We start from the raw sequence: 21,667 nt of genomic DNA on the forward strand, positions 1-21,667 counted from the left end.
CGTCAGATAATCTTGAAAGGGAATGCCATTCCTTCAATTATCTTTCTTGAACTGAACTTGTTGATGTTGCTCTGAATCCTGCATCTTGAGGTCACTTGAGTATACTTTAGTGAGACGAGCGCTTCGTTAACCATCAAACGCTTTCTCAAGGCAGATGCTTTTGATTAAACAACAATCTTTGTTTTATCAAGAACAGAGTGGATAGGCTGACCGTTATACTCAAACATACTTGAGTATATTGCTAAAGCATAAACGACAAAAAAAATGCCAGTCACAAGACTGGCATTTTTGTTTAACAGATAACTGCTAACTGTTATTTAGTTACCATCATTGGACCGCCAAATGCCGTCACTGGTGGTACTTCACCTTTGAACTTCTCAAAGTCAACCAAACAAGTGTTAGCTGATGTCGCTTGAGCAAGCTCAGAAGATGGAATATCTTGAGTCAATGTGTTTGGATCGCCATATGTATCAATAGCACCAATCTTCTCATTCAGAGGGCCGTACCATGCGCCTTCTTCAATACGTACAACACCTTGAGCATAACTATCAGTGACAACTGCACCTGCTAGTAATTGACCACGGTCATTGAATACACGTACTAGGTCACCGTCTTTAATACCTTTAGACTTAGCATCTACAGGGTTGATGTAGATTGGCTCACGACCTTGAACTGCATAAGTTGCACGCATCTCTTCAGACTCACACATTTGTGAGTGTAGACGCTTGTCTGGGTGACAAGATTGCAACCAGAATGGGTGTTTCTTAGAACCAGGACCGCCGTGTGAACGTTCTGATTTTTCAAACCACATTGGGTGCTCTTGACAGTGATCATAGCCGTAGCCTTTGATCTTACGGCTTGAAATTTCAATAAAGCCAGATGGCGTACCAAGTGCATTCGTTTCTGGATCATCACGGAATGCCGCATGACGAACCCAAGGTTTACCCTTACCAGCGTCAAAGTAACCTTCGCTCCAGAACTGATCAAACTTAGGAAGGTCAAATTTGCCTTTGTTCGCTTTAACACAGTTATCGTATAGGCTGCGAACCCATTCCATCTCGTTCATACCGCGAGTGTATTCTGCATCACGACCAAAGCGCTTAGTTAGGCCAGTCATAATGTCGAAGTCGCTACGAGATTCAAACATAGGCTCAATCAGTTTGTTCATCGCGATAACACCACGGTTAGAGTATGAACCATAACCATCAATATCATTACGTTCAAACTGAGTACATGCAGGAAGTACGATATCAGAGAAGCGACAGCTAGCTGTCCAAGCAAACTCGATAGTCACTACAGTTTGTAGCGTTTGGAATGCTTTCTTCATGCGGTTGCGATCTTGGTGGTGATGCCAAGGGTTACAACCAGAGATAACCATCATTTTGTAGCCAGGAAGGTTAACTTTGTTACCGTTGTAGTTAATTTCTTTTCCTGGTTCAACTAAACAGTCGACCCAGCGAGCTACAGGGATAGTTGAGCTGTGGCCGTTAAAGTCTTTGTTGTCCCACTTAGGCGTAGTGCCTTTGTCTGGGTTGCTTGGGAAGCCACCAGGCATAGCAAAACCAGTTGATGGAACACCAATAGAGCTGTAGTGGTGACCATAAGATACACCGCCACCAGGAAGACCGATTTGACCGATCATCGCTGCAAGTACAGCACCCATCCAGTATGGTTGCTCACCGTGCTCTTGACGTTGGATACACCAACCGAATAGAAGCTGTGTACGACCTTTAACTAGAGTACGAGCAAGTTTGCGAATATCTTCCGCGCTCATACCTGTAATTTCAGCAGCCCACTCTGGAGTCTTCTCTACTTTATCTTTCGTTTCGCCATTTACATAAGCAATAAACTCTTCAAAGCCTAGGCAGTATGTATCAACGAAATCTTCGTCATAAAGCTCTTCTTTATACAATGTGTGTGCAAGTGCCAGCATCAGAGCAACGTCTGTTTGCGGGTTTACATACATGTGTTCGTTGTTAAGGAAACGCTGAGTTTTGTTTTTAACTGGGTCAATAGAGATAACATTGATCTCACCTTTGGCCACTTTCTCTTTTAGCTGATCTAGGTACTCATAAGATTCGTGAGTTTCACATGCCCAACCAACTTGAAGGTTTTTAACTGGATCATTAGCCCACATAACAATGTTGTCACTGTTTGCTAAGATTTCAGTCCAAGAAGTTCCTTGCGCGTATACTTCTGTTGAACCTAACACGTATGGTAGTACTGTTTGACCAGCACCTGTTGAGTAGTCACCCACTTTCTTAATGTAGTTACCATGCATTGCAACAGCGCGACGCATATGGTTACCAGCTGAGTGGAACTGACCCGTTGTACGCCATCCTGTTTGACCAGCATGAAGCGCCCATGGACCGTAATCTTTTTGTACACGCTCTAGTTCGTTATAGAAGAAGTCTAGTGCTTCATCCCAAGTGACACGAACAAAACGGTTGTTACCGCGTGTATCCGCAGCGTATTTGTGTTTTTTCAGCCAGTCTAGACGTACCATTGGGTAACGTACACGAGATGGGCTGTAGATAATCCCTTTAATACCGTTTAGCATTTCAGTTGGATACTTATCCAGTTCTAAAGGTTTAATTTCTTCAACCTTATTATTCACTACGCGAGCACGGAACGCGCCCCAGTGTGAACCAGATGTTTTCCACTCGCCTGCATCTGCTGCATTGGCAGTTGCTGACATAAGTAAGCTTGGACCAATTACCGATGCAGCACTTGTTGCCGCCGCACCTTTAAGAAAGCTTCTTCTTGTAATAGTCATAGGGTACTACTCCTTTAACTTAATGATGACCTTCAGAAAAATCTGAAGAATGTTTTTGTAAATATTTTAAAATGAGTGTTTCACTGTCTTTATCAAAGTTTACAAACGCTAGCATTCCGTTAAACATGCTAGGCCATGTATTAGTGTCAAAGTGACCTTCTTCTGGCTGTGTATGACAAGTCGAACAGTTTGATTGATATGCTTCTTTTGATTCATCCCAAATTAGGTCAAAAGAGTTGAGCATATCGGCTTTTTTCAGCCACAGTTTGGCGGTAACACGCTGCCAAGGAAGACCCGTTAGTTCATCCACTTTCTTCTCAAACTTCTCGACAACGGCTTTGTTCTTAGCGGTCTTTTTCTCTAATGTCGCAGTAGGGATGTTCATACCAAAGTCTTCTTGAATAACTCGAGCAAACCCACGTGCTTTACGCCAGCCAGCGATTTCGATTTGAACGATATCACCTTCGTTAGCAATCACTTTTACCGCTGAAGCTGGTGCTAGAGTACCTGCTGGCTTCTCCATCTTTTCATCTTCAAACAGTGGCAAGTATTTGGTGCTGACAATGGTTTCACCAACTGAGTAATCGGTATTTTTGGCTTCTTCCGCTAATTTCTGCGTCATTGCGCCGGCACTATTCATACCTTCCGGCAGTTGGTGAGCGATGCCTTTATGACAATCAACACAACTTTGGTCTTTTTCTGCAGCAGGAATCATCGCGGTTTGCGCCGCTTTGGACATGGTATCGAAATCCATGGAGCTATAGTTGTGGCAGTTTTTACACTCTAGTGAACCGTTAGCACTGAAACGGTCCCATTCGTGTTGTGCTAGCTCTAGACGACGCTCTTCAAATTTTCCAGCTTCATCGTAGTTGCCAAAAATTTGTGCATAGACCTCTTTCGACGCTTGCATCTTACGAGCTATTTTGTCTGTCCAGTTATGAGGAACATGGCAGTCAGGACAAGTGGCACGTACTCCAGAGTTGTTCTTCCAGTGCACAGTCTCTTGCAGCTCTTTATAAACATTGGCTTCCATGGTGTGGCAGCTAATGCAAAATTCTTCGGTGTTAGTCGCTTCTAAAGCAGTGTTAAAACCACCCCAGAAAATTACACCCGCAATAAAGCCGCCTAAAGTAAGTACACCTAAACTTATGTGCACTGCCGGCTTTGTCATCGTGGTCCAGATACTTTTGATAATGGATGTCATGATCGCTTCTCTAAAAAATTAAAATCAAAATAGGTACAAAATTAACCATGAGTCCCAGGAGGGCCCATAAATAAAATTTGCATTATCCAAATCAGAAATCCGTATCCTCCAACAAAAGCAACGCTTAAGATTGGAAAAAGAACAACAGTAATTAGCAAGAACGATTTCCATTCCAAAGAACGTTCTTCCTGCCCACTACTTTTATTAACATTACTCATACATTTACCTGTTATGTAATTAGTTCATTCCGGTTAAACATGAAAAACACTGAATTACTTTACCTTTCTTTACAGAAATTCTAGACCACATAATTTGTGTGGTTCAATATAAGAACCTTGCTTTAGAGCCCTTATTTACTGGTTTTTTGATATGGAACGGAGATGTGTTTTAATAAGATTTAATGTGAAAAAACATGAACAGATGTGTAAAATTAATAATGTTATCAATATGTATTAATTGTTATTAACACGTATATCTTTGCACTATATTGGTACGATTATTCATCGCGAAAAGTTTTTAATTTGACTCAAAAACAGTCAATATTTACGTTAATAAAATGTAAAATGTGAGCTCCCCCCCCATACATATGGAATATCGATTCTCTGGCTGCAAATGTCGTTTATGAACTCAAGACATTGATGCCGTTTTAAATGCTGCCTGTTCGAGGCATTTAGGGTTAAGATAAATAACAACCACTTAGAAACATGAGATGACCTATGCAGTCTGCTATTGATATAACTTGGCTTCAGCTGGCTTTATTCTCAATCACACTCGTGATCCCGCTAGCAATAAGTCGTTACTATCAGCTACAAATGAATCGAGAGATATTGATTGCAACGGTGCGAATGGCCGTTCAACTTACTTTGGTGGGTCTCTACTTACAGTTTGTTTTCGAGCTAAATAGCGTAGCACTGAACATTACTTGGCTGGTGATTATGGTCTTGATAGGTGGAAGTGCCATTATCGACAAGGCCAATTTGCCGAAAAAACGATTGATGATTCCGGTGGTATCCGGACTTTTCATCGGTCTTCTCCCCGTTATCTTACTACTCTGCTTTTATGTTATTGAACCAAGTCCTTGGTACAGTGCGCAGTATTTAATCCCCATATCGGGAATGTTGTTAGGCAACAGCCTTAGCGGAAACATTGTTGCTCTACAAAACTTATACGATGCATTTGAACAGAGAAAAGACGAATACCATGCGGCTTTATCACTGGGAGCGTCCGTTAAGTATGCATCTGTACCTTTTGTCCGTACTGCCATGCAAAAAGCCCTTGCGCCCATACTAGCGTCAATGACAACCACAGGGTTAGTCACGCTGCCTGGCATGATGACCGGTCAAATTCTTGGAGGAGCAAGCCCCTTGCTCGCGATCAAATACCAGTTGGTCATTATGATCGCCATCTTCGTTATGATGAGTATTTCTCTTACTGTCTCTTTGCAATTGAGCATAAAACAGACAATCACAAAAGAGGGCAAAGTACTGATAAAATTTATTAAAAAATAGCTTGCACTTTCTCTATCCCGAGAAAATCAAGCTTAGCAGAGTTTATCCACAGATAATGTGGATAAACTGTTTTAAAACTGACCATTTTAGTCAAAGGTAACAATTCTGGTGATTGTTGCTTGTTTCACTTGATAGAGCGCTTTATGGTTTTAGTTAGAAAATAACTACTTTGAGAACACAGCATGAAATATAGCCAAGAAAACATCGCAGAACTTAACCTTCTTCTTCAATTTGATATCAGTAGTTCTGCAACAGGTATTAAAGTTCATCAAGAAGCAGCAGCCGAAATGAAGAGTGCTGTGGCAAGTCTATATAGCAAAGGACTATGTACCATGCCCGACGGCGGTTATCTTACTGACGAAGGAATAGAAATGGCAGAACTGGCAGATAAACTGCTACGCGTAATTTCAGCTTAATATGTCAGGTGCTATAGCCATTGTTGGTGGAGGCTGGCTCGGTCAGCCTTTAGCCTTATCTATACAGCAGCAAGGAGTACATCCGGTATACGTCACTCGCACAAGCGAGCAAGGTGTTAAAGAGCTACAACATGCGGGCTTAAATGGCCTCTTGCTCAAACTGCCACTCACCAATCAAGATCAAACCTCTCAATTTGTTCAATCGCTAATAGAAAAAAATGTTTCCACCATTATTGGCAGTTTCCCGCCGGGATTTCGTAAAGGACAAGGTCAACAGTACTTATTACAGTGGCAAGCTCTTATTGAAGTGGCAAAACAAGCCAATATAGATAATGTGATTATGGTCAGTTCAACAACAGTTTATCCACAGGTGTCAGGCACAGTCAAAGAGGAAGATGCCACTCTTCAACTGGCAGCCAATAACGCACTATTCTCCGATAATGCTCGTACCATGTTGGCAGCAGAACAAGCCTTAATAGAGTCGACATTGGGATATATGATTGTTCGCTGTTCGGGGTTATTCGGACCAAATCGACATCCGGGAAGGTTTGTCAGTAAACTAAAATCGATCAGCAGTGCAGCACCTGCCAATATGCTACATTTACAAGACGCCATTGGTGTTATTCAGTTCGTACTCTCTCGTGTAACCCATCAGATAATCAATGCCTCTTCTCCTGCATTAGTCTATAAATCCGAATTTTATCAAACGGCACTCCAGCAGTATGATGCCACTCTTAATATGCCGGAAATAACAACAACAGCAGACAAGCAAATATCTTCACAGAAGCTACAGCAATCTGGCTATCATTTTGTTTACTCTAACGCTATCGATGGCCTTCAGCACTGCTAAGGTGTCATCATTTAATAAGTACCAACTTCATCCGAGATACTCTCTTCATTAAGGTCTGTTGGCCTTTCGAAACTATTTTTGCAACAGGTGCTTTATACTGCGTGATAAGTCGTTTACATAGAGTAACTATGCGGCTCTTCTCATGCCTTGCTCAAACCGCTTTCAGATGGAACAAAATCTGTTCTCGAAAATTCAACAGACTCTTGTAAATATCACCTCAACCTGCACCTCTTGTTGTGAATTTTGGTAACAGAACCTCCAGCCCTGCTTGGCACAAATGCGTTTGACCAATTCAAGTCCTAAACCAAAACCACTAGAATGGTCACCCTGATAAGAACTGTGGTTGGACACGGTAACCGTCTCATCCGAAACGAATATACTGATCTCACCCTGCTCTGCATACTGAAAAGCATTACGGATTAGATTGCTCATCACGATTTCTATTAAAGCGGGATTAACGAGGCAACTCCCCTCACCTTTAATTGAAACACTCAATTGCTTGTGCTGCTTTAAATAATCAAGTCGTGTTATTAGCTCCTCGCTCACTTGTCGCAATGAGACCGACTCAACCTCCAACTCTTCTTTTGATTCTCGTGCCAACCACAAAATCGTTCGACTGAGAGTCGTCATATTTTCAACCGCATGCTTTGCTCTATTTAAAGGCCGGGATTCGCCAATTTGTTCATCGAGCGTATCCAAACTGGCCTGCATTATAGCGAGTGGCGTTCTTAACTCGTGGCTGGCATTACGTAGAAATTGGGTTTCTCTCTGATTATAAGCGCTAATCCTCTCAACAGCTGACTCCAGTTGCTCCGCCAAGTCATTCAGCTCCTCATAATCATAAACAGACTTTGGTTGCTGCTGCTCCGTGCCCAGTTTTTCCGCCCACAGTTTTAGATGAACAAACGGCTTTCCTAAACTTCTCATCCACCAGGCAACCAACGCAAAAAGAAGCAGCATAAATACCGCGATGGCTATCAAGCTTTGCATAACGATTATTTTAATGTACTTCTCAAAGTAGCGTTCAGAGTACTCACTAGAGTACTCCCCTAACCAATAGATTATCTCTCCAGACGCGAGTGGAAGCTTCATCAACTCAAGGTAAATAAGCTCGCCATTTAATTCGGCTTCCTTACTCTCGGGTTTATTCAAAATAAGAGTATCGGGGGATTGATATTCTGTTTTTACATACTCAGGCAACTTCTCCCAGTGACGATAAACGTTAGAGTTAGACAGCAGAGACACCTCTACATCAGTAAGTTCATTTTGCTGTTCTAACTGACGAGATAAGCTGATCGCTTCAATTTGAATATCGACATCTGCAGCCGTATCAATACCGAAAATGTACTGGACCGTAATAATGCCAACCATGAAGACAACCAATATTGAACCAAACATGATCAACTTGCGTGACAAGCTTTTCTGTAAAGATACCGCTTTTCTTTTCATTGCTGTTCCTTCAACTGAATACCGGAGTTGATGCGCGTATGCAGCAGTGGGGTTTGATAGGGCTTATCCAGCACTTTTCTTAATCGACTCAACTGAACTTTAAGGTTGCTAGAGTCGGGATCACCTTCCGGCCAAATCAACGCTTCCAACTCTTTTCTTGGCACCACTCTTGGGCTCTCTTTCGCCAGATAGAGCAATAATTGCCAGCCAACAGGCGTCACCTTAATTAAATCCCCTGCTCGGCGTACCTCTTGAGAAGGAATATCGAGTACTAAGTCAGCGATAGTGATCGTCTGTTGATTTCTTGCACGACTTCGCTTTAACAACGCCTCAATTCGTGCCCACACCACTGGCATTGGACACGGCTTTACAACAAAATCATCTACCCCACTGCGAAACCCTGCAAGCTCATCTTCCATGGTATCGTAAGCTGTCATCATTAGTACCGGCGTTTGGATATACGCTTCTCGCAACAGAGAACAGACTTCATAACCGTCCATCTTTGGCATATTCACATCAAGAATAATCACATCAGCACTCTCTTGTTTTGCCAGCGCCAAACCACTTGAACCGTTATAGGCGAAGTCACACTCCACTCCTTTTAGTTCAAAGTAATCCGCTAATGCTGCAGAAAACTCACTATCGTCATCAATGATCAATACTTGCATCGTTTAGCCCCAGTTCTTGTTTGCGCTCTTTAGTCGCGAGCTTATCTTGCACATCCACCACTATCGCCAGCAATACCGGAATCAGTATCAAGGTAATACCGGTTCCAAATAGTTCACCATAGGCTAAAGAAACAGCCGCAGGAATAAGATATTGCGCTTGTTCCGAAGTCTCTGACATCAACGGATATAAGCCTGCAAATGTCGTTACGGTTGTTAAAAATATCGCCCTTAATCGAGTGAGTCCAGTTTCAACCAATAACTTGTGCAGTGACGCTTTACTTCGCCCCACCCTGCGCTGTCGATTAAAGCTACTGATTAATACTAGGCTATCATTTACGATAACTCCGGCTAACGCCATCATACCGAGAAATGACAACATACTTAATGGGATCCCCAAAGCTGCATGCCCAAGAACGGCACCGACAAAACCAAACGGAATCACCGACATGATAACAATAGGTTGAACATAACTCTTCAGTGGTACTGCCAGCAGTGCGTAAATAGCGATCAATGAAATGATCAATGCTTTCTTGATATTTTCTTTCGATTTTTTGCTCTCTTCCAGCTCACCCGCTTGTTTAATCACTAAGTCAGGCCAACGCAGATGCATTTCTTTAAACGCCGAATGCGAGAGGTCGTCATATAAATATTCTGCAGACGTTACCCCTTTATCAACCTGAATGGTGATATTGGAATATTGGTTACCATTTTTACGAATAATTTCGCTGCGCTTATATTCAAAGTTCACATCGGCAATCGCGTTAAGAGGAAAAGCCTGCCCTTTATGGTTTCGTATCTGTACCAGGTTTAGATCCAGTAAAGAGTCACGAAACTTCTTAGGAAAACGAATTTCCACACGAACTTCTTCATTACCTCGTTGCATTCTCTGCACCTCTAAACCACCAAATTTATTGCTAAGTTGATCGGATAGATTCCGCTGGGTTAACCCCAACTGCTTTGCGTGCTCTTTAAGAGTGAAGCTAAGTTGAGGCACGGTACTTTTTAAGTTGTCTCGTACACCTAGCACACCATATTGTTGTTTAATTTGCTCAATCAGATATGTTTTCGCTCTCTGTAACACGTCACTATCACTATGAATAAGCACGAGTTGCATGTTAGGCGTGGTGCTCCCCTCCGAGGTGCCGAAATTCACATTCCACGCGGCAGGAATGTCTCCCACTAGAGTCCGCCAACGATTAACCACCGCTTTTGGCCCTAACGTTCTCGTCTCTTGTGGCAGCAACTCCGCTTCCACCGAAATGGTTTCATCACTGACGATTATCAATAGTTTTTCTATTAATGACTGACCAGCTTCGTTGTTTATCGTTTCAGCGGCACTGCGAATCAGCTCGGCATTTTTCTCCACCAGCTCAAGAGGAGTATTGGCATGATGGGCGATATTAATAGAGACAAAATCGCCGGGAACCTCAGGGAAGAACACCGTTCTTACCACATTCTTTTGTACTAAGGTAAAGCTGCCAATTAATACGGCAATGAAAAGCACAATAACAGAGTATCTATGCTTAATTGACCAAGAAAGTACCGGAGCATAAATCCGTTTTCCAAACGCCTCTAGCGTGTTATTAGCGACACGCTGAACTCTGTTCTGCTCTCCCACCCGGGTATGCGCTAAATGAGCCGGTAAGATCAGTTTGGATTCAACTAATGACATAAATAGAGCGGCGATCACCACCCATGCAAAACCTGAAAACAGTTTGCCCCACTCACTGCTTATTTGAGTCATTGGCATAAAGGCAGCAATGGTAGTTGCGATACCAAATATCGTTGGTATGGCAACAATTTTCACGCCTTGTTCGGTGGATTGAATCGCAGTAAGGCCGCTCTTCTTCGCCTTCATTCTGTTTGAATAAACGCTCTCTCCTACTACGACAGCATCATCAACCAAGATGCCCAACACCAATATAAAACCAAAGGTGGTGATTTCATTGAAGGTATAGTTGAGGAATCTTTCTCCCATAAAAACAAATGTTCCAGCAATGGCGACAGGCAAGCCAGCAGCCACCCAAAGAGCCAATTTGGTATCAAGAAACAGTGCCAAGAGCAGGCTAACCAGTAATACCCCTTGCAGCGCATTGCTTTTTAACAAATCCAACCGCTGATCAATATAGCGACTGGTATCTGCCCATACGGTGACTTTAATATCATCAGGTAGCTGGGGCTGAATCTTTGCTAGCACCGCACTAACTTCTTCACTTATCTCTTTAACATCACTCTTATCTCCAGCCATGACTTCTATGCCCAAAGCTGGTTTGCCATTAAAACGAACTTTTACTTCATGTTCGGCATAGTTATCTACGGATTTTAGAACATCTTTTATTCGAACGGCGTAACCATTCTCGGTGGTTTTAATAATGACATCTTCATAATCTTTGGCGTAGTAACCTTGTTGATCGGCACTTAGAGTTAGGTTGCCGGATTGTAATTTTAACAAGCCACTTTTACCGGTAATGGAGAAGCGATTTACCGCTTCAGATAGATCCGCAAGAGTGAGTGCGTAAGCTTTGAGAGCAAAAGGGTCAACTTCTAGTGTGACTCGGCTATGCTCTTCCCCCCAACTTTTCACCTTGCTGATACTCGGCTGAGAGAGAAGGCGTTTCTTCACCTGTTTTAATACTCGTTGTCGAGTATTAATATCTTCGCCACCATAAACTTGAACGATCAAAGCAGAGAATTTAAAGGCTTCCTGCTCTATCACCGCTTTCTCTGCTGCGGAAGGCCAGTTTTCAATCGCATCCAATTTTTGACGAATAGCGACGGTCAGTTTGTCTAGTGGGTAGTTGTCGGTTCTCACGACTTGAACATAACTATTTGAACGACTCGAAGAGGAAAAAATGTCTTTTACCCCATTAATGCCTTCCAGTGCCCTTTCTATCTTTGACGTTAAACCTTGATCAACCTGCTCCGCTGTTCTGCCAGAGAAATAGGTAGAGATACTGATGCTATTTGCTGGAAGCTTAGGAAATGCCTCCGACCTTAATCCTGTTAACGTCAAATAGCCGGATACCAGTATCATCACCATTAGCAAATTGGCAGCCACTGGGTTTCTCAAGAACCAACTCATCATAGTGCAGCTCCTTCGATAGCATCTACTCTTGCGCCTACTTTCAAGCCATCATGACTGTATTTCACGACTCTTAGTGACGAGTTCTTGGTCGCGGTGACATAGATGCTACTGTCGTTCGCGCTCAGTATTTGTGGCTTCCAATTGCCGAGTCTGTTTTGCTCATCAACGTACCAAACCAGACCCGATGGACTCATCGCTGTTTTAGGTATTTGTACCGCGTCAGATCGTCGCTTTCCTTGTAGAGTGACTTCAACAAACATCCCCGGTAAACCGTCGCTAAGCTCTAAGTAGATAAACCGCTGTCGGCTAAGAGGATCAATAAAGCCCGCTTTTCGGATACCTGTTACTTTTATGATCGGTTGCTGTTGAGTGTTAGCCGATACAGCCTTAACTTGAATGTCATCAATAATTAAACGCTCCGGCAGAACTTGCCACTGCTTCTCAGTCAGTGCCACCGCCACTTCACGGACACCAGCGTTAAATAACGTTAATAACGCTTGTCCGTTTTGAATCGCTTCGCCGGGATCAATACTACGCTTTGCAACGATAGCGTCATAAGGGGCATACACTTTGGTAAATGATAGTTGCAGTTTTTTGTTCGCTAGGTTTGCCTGTGCCGCTGCGACATCCGCTTTCGCCTGCGCAACCTGTGGTTCTTTAAACACGATGGAAGAGGTTGGTTTTCCCTTGTTGCCTGCTAATTTCCAGCCCCGTTTTGCTGCCGCCATTTTACTCTCTGCGATAGCTAGCGCGGCCTGCGCTTGTAGCAAACGTGCCTTCGCTTCTTCGACGCTCAATTGATAGCGAGAAGGCTCAAATGAAGCAAGAAGCTCCCCTTTTTTAACCTTGTTTCCTTGCTCCAGACGAGAGTCAATAAAGTCAACTCGGCCTTGAACTTGAGCAACAATATCGGTTTGCCATTTCGCTTTCACTTCGGAATAAAGGGTCATTTTTTTTCTTGCGGTAACTAATGAGGCCTCCACCACTTCAGTTGTGGGCAGAACCCGAGCTTTACTCTCTCCTTCCTGCCACTCCACTGGAGAGGTAAACCAGAGATAACTCGCCGACAACACCAACGAGGCGACGATAAAAACAATCACTTTTTGCTTCATTTATAGACCTTAACCGTTCCTACTAGATTGGCGAAAAGTCTATATCAATGGGAGTAAACATCACGTTAACGAGGGGCTTTGGCTATGGTAGAGAAGAGAGCTACAGCAGATAAAACGCGGCAACCAAGACAAATAAAGAGTGGCAGAGAAAAACGCCAGTGCGATTGCACTGGCGTTGTAATTACAGTCTATTCAGACAAAACTCTCTGAGCTAGCCGCAAAAATAAGTTAAGCTGCGTGGTTATCATGCTCAACGGCTTGTCCAAATCCCCTCAAACCAACAACATGAACATGTTCATGGTCTTTAAAGATTTTACGAACCAGTTTATAGGTGGTTCCTTTCTCAGGGCTAATATTTTCTGGAGCCGCAATCAATAACTGCATATCAAGACGATCACACAACTCAAACAGGGTAGAAATAGATTTACTATCTAGTCGTGCAGCTTCATCCAGAAACAGCAGACGACACGGAATAATATCTTTACTTCTTAAACGACGAGACTCTTCTTCCCAGCTTTGAGTGACCATCAGCAAAATGGATTGTCCGGTTCCTATCGCTTCACCAGTAGAGAGAGCACCTGACTCAGCTTGTAACCAACCATCGGTACCACGATTGACTTCAACGCTTAACTCTAGGTAGTTACGATAATCTAATAGCTCCTCACCCAAAAGTTGTGGCGAACGCTGTCCCATATCGATATGAGGGTTCACCCGCTTAAACATTTTCGCCATGGCTTCAGAGAACGTAAGACGGTGGCTCTCAAACAGATCTTTATGCTGTTGTTGTTGCTGTTCTAAGCTAGTTAACAATATCTGGTGGCTTTCACGAATATTGACATTCAGACGAACCCCTTTCACTTGACCAAAGTTAATATTAGATAAGCCTTGGTTTAGCATTCTTATTCGATTCTGCTCTCTGACAATGGTCTTCTTAATGATATTGGCAACGGATTCAGAACTGATGGAGAGACGGCTCTCTCGCTGAGATAACTCTTCAGCCAAACGTGCTAACTCTATCTCCATCTCCTCAATCGCTTCTACCGGATCATCAGTATGGATAATGTCTTGTCGAATACGCTCTTTTAGATGTTGATATACCGCAATGTAGAACATCACTTTGCGTTCAGGGTAAGCACTGTCCTCTGACAGCCTCAATGCATCTCTTAAAGATTCATTGTCCGCAACCGCGAGTCGTAAGGCACCAAGAGATTTATCAGACATGGATCTTAACTCTCCTGCTGACTTATACGCGAGTTCACGACGGTAAAGTCGCCTTTGAACATCATTCTCTTTAGCAAGATGAAGCACGTTGCACCAACCCGACTTAGCGACAACAACCAATGAACGTAACTCAACATATGCTTTCTCTGTCTTGTTCCGCTTTTTCATTAAACTTTTAATGGTAAACTCTATCGCGGTAGCATCTTTACCCAGTTGGGCGATTTCCTGTCTTGACGCTTGTAGCTGTTCAGTTAGTAGCTGTTTATTTTCACTGGCTCTCTGCTCCGTACCATGCTCAACAGCAACACCAAACTCGTTAAACTCGTTTAAAAACTCGCTGACGGTTTCTGACTTAGCTTGATAGGCACTCTTTAATGAGACAAACACTTGGTTATACTGACTGGCTTGATGACGAATAGACTTAGCCGATTCTCGGTATTTGCTTCTCAGTAGTTCTGCTTCTGCCAGTTTTTTGGTGAGCTGTTCGCTTAATTCACTGCTGGTCTCTAACATATTGGCTGAGTCAGAGTAGCTAAAATGGCTGCTACGTTTACACACATCTTCGATAGCAAAAATCTGTGCTTTAACCTGTTTTAACTCATCTTCTAGTTGTTGATAGTTGGAATCCAAGCCATCCAACTGACCTGGGTCAACTTCAAGTGAAGCTATAAGCGGCTTAAGATCTAAAATCGACCTTTTATGCTGAGTGATAAAACCTCTGCTTTGCTGCAAACTGGCTAACTTCTCTTCATTTTCAGAATAGCTAATCGACAACGCTTGATTAGCCAGCATGGCATATATTGGCTGAACAGCGGCCAAAAGATGTAACGCTTGCTTGTCTAACGACATCTGTGAAACAAGCTGTTTCTCTTGCTGTTCAATTTCAGCTAACTGTCGAGTAAATTGCTTCTTGTCATTGCTACGGTCGTAACGCGCTTTGTCTGGATCTTGCTCAAAAGCGATTTGAATATGATTTTCTACAAACTGGCTAAAGCCAAGATACAAACGCGAAAGCTTTTGCGCATCAAACGCCACACTTGCATGCTGTTCTACAATTTCCGCTCGTTCGTCACGTAGCTGTTGTACGCGTTGCTCTCGCGCAGCACGACCAAAAAGAGACATTTCAGGAATGCGTGAATAGCGCATCTGCCTATCACTAAACTGAACACATACCGCCCCTTGCAGCTCTTCTACCGCAAAAGAGGTATCATCAAATGCATCAGGCTCTCCTTGAATAATATAAATATCTTCAGGGCAATCGGTGACAGACAGCAACTTGCTTTTGATATCCGTTAAATCCGGTACCACAATCGCGTGGCGCGCAGGCCCGTACATAGCACTAAAATAGGGCGCGTCTTCTACAGCAATATCATCATAAATTTCCGATAACAGTACCCCACCAATCGTCTCTGCAATCTCTTTGAGTCTGGCGTCATCTGAGTTCCCCGGCAACGCCAGCTTTTCAATTTCTGCATCGATTCTGTCTCGTTGAGCCGCCAATTGATCCTTTCGTTGGACTTGTGTCGTTTCCTGTTCCATCAGCTTTTGCATCTGTTGCAATACGACATGGCTGGAGGTTAATGCTAGTCCGCTCTGCTCTTCTAGTTTTAACCTAGCACTGTTCGCCTCTATCCACCGAGGTGCGATAGAAACCAAACGATCAATCTCTTCATCAATCTGGTTAATGTTTCGAGTTAACTCGGCCTTATTGTCTCTAAGGCGCTGATGGGTCTGTTGCGCTTTCTCTAATGAATGTTGATGTTGACTATTTTGTTGTTCAACCACATCACTGTTTGTTAACTCAATCTCCGTGAGAGAGTGATATTTCTCACACAGCCGTTTGGCGTTGACTTGCTTTTCAATGTCACTTTTTAGTTGCTGTTGAATCGCTCTCCAGCCAGACTCATTCTCCAACTCAGCTTCCATTTTGTTAAGCTTGCCTAACCACTCTTTTGCAATATCAGCGGCATTATCACGGCTGGCGTCACCTTGGATTGAGCAAAGCAACTCATAGCCTTTTTCAAATTTTTCCGATTGAGCAGAGGCAACATCAAGCTTATGTTTTACTTCAAGTAACAGCGCCGTTTTACTCTGTTCTAGCTGTTTGTAATGGGCTAAATGAGTTTTCGCATTTGCAGCCTCTAGCTGCGGCTCTTCTGTTAATTGAATAGCCTTGGTTAATGCTTCCATCGCTTGTTGATATTGAAGAGCACGTGTCTGCTGAACATCTAACGCTTGCTGGTAATCCGCAAGTTGCGACTGCAAACTATCCACATCGTTTTCCGCCAGCAGCATCTGCTCTTCAATCTGTTCAACTTGCTCATTGACCTCTTCTACAACTAACGCTTGTTCTTGTACCTTCTCACTTAACTGTTCTAAATCCTGTTGATACTTATCGATTTTCTCTTTTTGTCGAATGGCATTTTGTACGAGTTGTAAAAACTCAGATGCTGATTGCTGCTCTTGCTCTAAAGTGGACTCTTTCTCGACCCATTTCTCTAACGACAGCTCTATCTGATTAAAGTTGTTGTTCTGTTCAATGATCTGCTTTTTGGTCGAAAATAGCTCACCGCGTAGCGACAGAATCTGGTCAATATTGTTTTTTCTGTCATTGGCATTACGCATATAATCAGAAGCAACATAGTTGGTAGATTCGGTAATTAAATGCTTAAACAGATCACGATCTGCTTGGGTAGTTTTGATGGCTTCTAATGTTAAGCGATTCTCACGAAGTGCCGACTCCATGTCTTGAAATGCTTTTTTAACGCCACCGTTTTGAGGCAATAAATAGTCGCGCAGAGATCGGGTGATCGCACTTGAAATGCCCCCATACAGAGACGCTTCAATAAGACGATAAAACTTAGAGCGATCGCCACTGTTACGAAGTTTCTTAGGTAAAACACCCATATCAAACATCTGCGAGTGATACTCAGCAACCGAATTAAAGGCTTTGAAGCTCACCTGATCCAAAGTGCTGATATGCTGTTTTATCTCAGGTAACGCTTTCACTCTTGCTTGTGATCCTGACAGCGACTCTATCAGAATGTCCGTTGGCCGAATGTCTTTATCCAGCCCTTGAATAACAAATGGTTTTATATCGACTTTCTTATCTCTTCCTGCGACCTGCTGCAACTTAACACCAAACAAAATACGTTGCTGGCGCGAGTTAACAATGTCTAACACAGAAAAACAGACACCTGGTTGCAACTTACCAAACAGACCTTTGTCTTTTGATGCTTGCGAGCTCCCAGCTTCGGTAGTATTTCTAAAATGCAGTAAACTTTGATCTGGAATTAAAGCGGTAATAAATGCCGCCATAGTGGTGGATTTTCCAGCACCATTGCCTCCAGATAAGGTTGTCACTAAGTTATCAATATCAAATGTTCTAGCAAAAAAACCATTCCAGTTAATCATGGTTAACGATTGATATTTACCTCTTTCAATCATGCTAGCGCCTCATCTGTATCACTTGGTTGTTCAGGTTGTTTTTCAACTTTTTTTTCAACAACGGCTTCGCCATCTTTAATTAATCTTATTTGTGCTTGTTGCAGATCATCCCCTAAACGTGCATCTGCGCCAAAGCGGAATACGGCGTCACTGATAATAAATTTTCCTTCTTCACCCATTGAGTGAACCATGCCAATTTTCTTTAATCGTCTTAATGACGTTCTCACCTTTTCAAACAGTTTTTCTCTGTCCAAGTCAGAGCCTGTCGCTCTGTTAGTCACTAACTTTATAAGTTTTTTCTCGTCGCTTAATGACAACAACTCTTCATAGAGATCGTGATGGCTAAAAATGCCTTCATTGGCAAGGCGTTCTGGGCTTAAATAGAGATAACACAACACTTTACCCACCAACATGTCGAGTTCCGTTAATACACTTCGTCCTATTAATGAAGCGTTACGAGGCCTTAAATAGAAGAAGCCTTCTGGCGCTTTAACCAGTTCCGTATTGTAACGCTGGTAAAATCCAACCAGTTCCGATTCAAAATCGGTCAATAGTGAGTGATTATCTAAATCATCACTAGAAATATGCCTTCCTGCTCTTAACGCACTATCAAGCGTCGGAAAAAGAGGGTTAGAAATTACTTTTGCCAGTTTCACTGACATGTATTCATCAAAATCTGTCGATGACATTCGCTTGTACCTTTGCTCCAAAATTGTTGATATCTGTCCAGTTAGGCTGAATCGCTTGGTAATCTGATTCGGAGTAACCCAACTTCACCGCTTGATCAATAATAATTCTGGCTAAATCAAAATGATGAGTATGAGGATGTTGAAGCAAGTACTCTTTAAGCACTTTGGCTAAATCTATATCCTCTTTATGTTGCTTGAAGCGCTGTAACATTTCCGCAATTCGTAATGACAGATCATCATGCACCTGTTGAACGTCTTCAAATTCCACCTCTTGCGGCACAAATCCGGTGACTTCATCATTACGTAGCACCATATCTTCATCACGTAGATCATGCAGTTTTTCTGCGCTGGCGTAGGTCAATAACCACGGCTCTTGCAAGTAGGCTTTTATTGATTGCCTCAACCGCTGACTAAAGGCTCGATTTTGGTCCATATCAATAGCAGTACGAATAAATTTGTGTACATGGCGGTCATAACCAATCCAGAGATCAATCGCTTGTTGTCCCCACCGTATGATTCGGTCTAACTTCATCTGCAATGAGAAAAGGGCTTGTTCAATAAACTCAAGATCATGTCTTAAATAGATCGTATCTTGGACATCAAGCAGTTGGCTTTGTAACTGATCACTGGCAGCTTGAAGCGTGTTTTGCAGCTCAACCAAATTATCAGACGTTGCGGTTAACAGTACTTCACACTGGCTAATCGCTTCTCGCCAATTTTGATTTAACAGTTGAGCAATTTGCGCTTTTATCTCTTGCTGCTGTTCATCCATTACACGTTGATTTAAATCTATCTGATCAAAAATTTCTCCAACGGAATACCTTAGTACTCCATAAACATTTTTTCTCCAATACTCCGCGTCTTCACCATCTTTTGCGGCATCAAGTACTTTGGCCATCTCATTGGCAACCATCGAAAGTTGAATTGAAAGCTTTAATTGGGAGAATTCTCGATGTCTTACATAATAGTCGGTGATGCTTACTCCTAAAGGAGAAAGCCTGTAAATACTCGCGGCGGAATTGATTTCACTGGTAAAACGACTGATCAATCTCTGGCTAACTAACTCATTAATGGCGTTATTTGCTCTAAATGAAATTAACTCAGAGTCCTGCTTATACTTTTGGGTGACAATGTTGAACGCGTCATGCAGCTCACCTTCACCCAGTTCTTCATCAAATTTTGTGCTCCCTAAAAGCGAAATAGCGATTAAAAACGCTAAACGTTCACTAGAGAGATTCAATGAGAAATCATGTTGCTTTACCCAATCCACCACTTCATCAATGGGTTGATCGGTAATAGCAAATTCTTTATTGCTCACTGTTGTTCCTATCTAACTATCTTTTTTCTTCGCCCACACGTGAATGTATCGACCAAGGGAGAGGTATGGTTCTTGTCTACAAAGCCTTTTTTCAAGCTCCAATACATCTTCAAATTGAAAATCGCCCATGTATTCCATATTGCCAATATAGTCATGAAATGAACGAATTCCTGATTTACCACATATTTCAAATCCGGCGTCTTCAATCCATTGATAAACGTGTTCCGGAAGCAGTCCTTTTTGTGGTTGTAACTTAAATCGTTTTCTATGCGGCATCCCTTGTAAAATATGAGGAATGTTGCCACAGATAACATTTTTGAAAACTAAGCCATGATGGTTATAAAACATAATCGACGCTACGCCATTAGGTTTTATCTGATTAAGTACAGTCTCCAATGCATGTTTTGGTTCAGCTAACCACTCCATCACCGCGTGAAATAAAACCATATCAGCTTTGTCGCTCAACTGAGTCGGCAACTCTTGAACCGGAGAGTGGATAAAACGGTACTGCGTAGACAGTTGGTTTTTCTCTATCTCTTGCTTTGCTAACGTCAACATCTCTGAGGAGATGTCACACAAAGTGACTCGATGACCAAGTAGCGCCAGTTTTTGCGACATCTGAGCTAAACCTCCCCCCGCATCAAGTATGTGAAGAGGGATTTTGCTCTGGTCAAATTGTTGTATCGCATCCATTAAATCCTGCCAAACTATAGTCTGGCGAATGTCGCCTTTTTCTGATCCATAGATGTTCTTGGCGAATTTATCTGCGATGTCATCGAAGTTACGGTCTTCTATCACGCTGTCTGAGTTATCATTTTTCAATTTTGTTGCCTATTCTGGCATAGGAATGACAGGAATAAAGGGTTATGCTGAGTTTTTACAACTAAGTGATGGTTTTTCGGACTATTTAAGTATGTTTGAGCTGAAAAAAATATTATCGTCTCTATCAATGCCCCTGCCTGCGTTATTAATTGTTGGTTTTTTAGGCTTAGCATTGATTATGTTCACGCAGAGACACCGATTCGGTGTTCTGTTTGTATTCCTTTCTTTAACAGGGATCTTCCTCGTTTCATTTCAACCCCTTTCTACACGCCTATTGATGCCAATGGAACGAGAGTACACAGCCTTTTTACCTACAGATCGAAGCATCGATTATGTGATGGTACTGGGCAGTGGTCATGTTGTTGATGACCAGATTCCTCCAACGTCGGAACTAAGTAGGACAGCGTTAATGCGTTTAACAGAAGGTATACGCATTATTAGAATGTTTCCCGGTGCCAAATTGATTCTATCGGGCTACGCTGGTGGCGCAGAGTTTAGTCATGCAAAAATGATGGCAAAGGTCGCGCTAGCACTTGGGGTCGCTAAACCAGATATCATCTTGCTAGAAACCGCAAAAGATACTTGGGAAGAAGCGAGACAAGCCGCAGCCTTTATCAAGCAGAGGGAGTTGGTTTTAGTCACATCGGCTAGCCACATGAAGCGTGCGCTAATGGAGTTTGAATCCGCTGGATTAGAACCCATCCCGGCACCAACCAACTACCTGGCTCAATCTAAAATAAATCAGCCTTGGGTTAAGTTCACCCCACAAGCTCGATATTTAGAACAGACAGAACGATACTGGCACGAAAAGCTTGGTGTCTGGTGGAGCCATATTCGAGACTCTATTATGGATTCGCCAACGGTTACAGCACCGGAAGCAACGGTCACTCAACCGGAGTAGGTGTCTTAAACAAGGGCATTAAGGTCTGTTGAACAGCAAAAGATAGGCAGTTTTTTTAGCGGATAAGCTGTAGGAGTTTTACTTGAGTCACACAATTTATCTCGCTATTGCTCATTTTTTTCTATTTAGTGGCTGGTAAAAATTTAATTTCTGTTCTACTTCTCAATTTCAAACAAAAAAACCGAGGTTAATACCTCGGTT

At 42.6% G+C, this 21,667-nt stretch carries 15 protein-coding genes; 4 read left to right on the forward strand and 11 right to left on the reverse strand.

Annotated features, from left to right (window positions below; all coding sequences use genetic code 11):
• Positions 1-313: 313 nt before the first annotated feature.
• From torA to torE, 3 genes are read right to left on the reverse strand one after another with little or no spacing between them, the layout of a single operon-like run.
• On the reverse strand, positions 314-2,776 hold the full coding sequence (gene torA / locus F0227_RS17665) for a trimethylamine-N-oxide reductase TorA (RefSeq protein ID WP_171754568.1): 2,463 nt from the start codon (positions 2,774-2,776) through the stop codon (positions 314-316).
• Between the two features lie 19 nt (positions 2,777-2,795).
• Positions 2,796-3,980 (reverse strand): pentaheme c-type cytochrome TorC, encoded by a 1,185-nt coding sequence (gene torC, locus F0227_RS17670; protein WP_171754569.1) that lies wholly within the window; start codon positions 3,978-3,980, stop codon positions 2,796-2,798.
• A 41-nt stretch (positions 3,981-4,021) separates the two neighbouring features.
• Positions 4,022-4,198, reverse strand: a complete 177-nt coding sequence (torE, locus tag F0227_RS17675; protein ID WP_171754570.1) for a trimethylamine N-oxide reductase system protein TorE — start codon at positions 4,196-4,198, stop codon at positions 4,022-4,024.
• Positions 4,199-4,696: 498 nt separating this feature from the next.
• Between torE and F0227_RS17680 the strand changes: the two genes are divergently transcribed.
• The 3 genes from F0227_RS17680 to F0227_RS17690 all read left to right on the forward strand — a co-directional run bounded on the left by F0227_RS17680 (position 4,697) and on the right by F0227_RS17690 (position 6,754).
• Complete coding sequence (locus F0227_RS17680) at positions 4,697-5,488, forward strand: ABC transporter permease (RefSeq protein WP_171754571.1); 792 nt, start codon at positions 4,697-4,699, stop codon at positions 5,486-5,488.
• Between the two features lie 182 nt (positions 5,489-5,670).
• Complete coding sequence (locus F0227_RS17685) at positions 5,671-5,904, forward strand: TIGR02647 family protein (protein WP_171754572.1); 234 nt, start codon at positions 5,671-5,673, stop codon at positions 5,902-5,904.
• Position 5,905: 1 nt separating this feature from the next.
• Entirely contained in the window at positions 5,906-6,754 is an 849-nt protein-coding gene (locus F0227_RS17690) for an NAD-dependent epimerase/dehydratase family protein (RefSeq protein WP_171754573.1), read from the forward strand.
• Positions 6,755-6,946: 192 nt separating this feature from the next.
• Here the strand turns inward: F0227_RS17690 and F0227_RS17695 are convergent, their stop codons facing one another.
• From F0227_RS17695 to cmoM, 8 genes are all read right to left on the reverse strand, one after another.
• Positions 6,947-8,203 carry a HAMP domain-containing sensor histidine kinase gene (locus F0227_RS17695; protein WP_171754574.1) on the reverse strand — a complete coding sequence of 419 codons (1,257 nt, stop codon included), beginning with the start codon at positions 8,201-8,203 and terminating at the stop codon, positions 6,947-6,949.
• A complete protein-coding gene (locus F0227_RS17700) occupies positions 8,200-8,871 on the reverse strand; it encodes a response regulator transcription factor (protein ID WP_171754575.1) in 672 nt (223 codons plus the stop codon). Before F0227_RS17700 ends, F0227_RS17695 begins: the two co-directional genes overlap by 4 nt.
• The gene (locus F0227_RS17705; protein ID WP_171754576.1) at positions 8,852-11,956 is read right to left on the reverse strand and encodes an efflux RND transporter permease subunit; all 3,105 of its coding nucleotides are present in this window, start codon (positions 11,954-11,956) and stop codon (positions 8,852-8,854) included. The genes F0227_RS17700 and F0227_RS17705 overlap by 20 nt, the downstream gene beginning before the upstream one ends.
• Positions 11,953-13,068 carry an efflux RND transporter periplasmic adaptor subunit gene (locus F0227_RS17710; RefSeq protein WP_171754577.1) on the reverse strand — a complete coding sequence of 372 codons (1,116 nt, stop codon included), beginning with the start codon at positions 13,066-13,068 and terminating at the stop codon, positions 11,953-11,955. The genes F0227_RS17705 and F0227_RS17710 overlap by 4 nt, the downstream gene beginning before the upstream one ends.
• A gap of 228 nt (positions 13,069-13,296) precedes the next feature.
• A complete protein-coding gene (gene mukB / locus F0227_RS17715) occupies positions 13,297-17,736 on the reverse strand; it encodes a chromosome partition protein MukB (protein ID WP_171754578.1) in 4,440 nt (1,479 codons plus the stop codon).
• Entirely contained in the window at positions 17,733-18,425 is a 693-nt protein-coding gene (gene mukE, locus F0227_RS17720; RefSeq protein WP_171754579.1) for a chromosome partition protein MukE, read from the reverse strand. Before mukE ends, mukB begins: the two co-directional genes overlap by 4 nt.
• Positions 18,406-19,743, reverse strand: coding sequence for a chromosome partition protein MukF (mukF, locus tag F0227_RS17725; RefSeq protein WP_171754580.1), 1,338 nt, complete (start codon positions 19,741-19,743; stop codon positions 18,406-18,408). The genes mukE and mukF overlap by 20 nt, the downstream gene beginning before the upstream one ends.
• Positions 19,744-19,755: 12 nt before the next feature.
• Positions 19,756-20,541, reverse strand: a complete 786-nt coding sequence (cmoM, locus tag F0227_RS17730; protein WP_171754605.1) for a tRNA uridine 5-oxyacetic acid(34) methyltransferase CmoM — start codon at positions 20,539-20,541, stop codon at positions 19,756-19,758.
• Between the two features lie 115 nt (positions 20,542-20,656).
• Between cmoM and elyC the strand changes: the two genes are divergently transcribed.
• Complete coding sequence (elyC, locus tag F0227_RS17735; protein WP_171754606.1) at positions 20,657-21,466, forward strand: envelope biogenesis factor ElyC; 810 nt, start codon at positions 20,657-20,659, stop codon at positions 21,464-21,466.
• Positions 21,467-21,667: the final 201 nt, after the last annotated feature.

The organism is Vibrio sp. 99-8-1 (assembly GCF_013114595.1).
Taxonomy (GTDB): domain Bacteria; phylum Pseudomonadota; class Gammaproteobacteria; order Enterobacterales; family Vibrionaceae; genus Vibrio.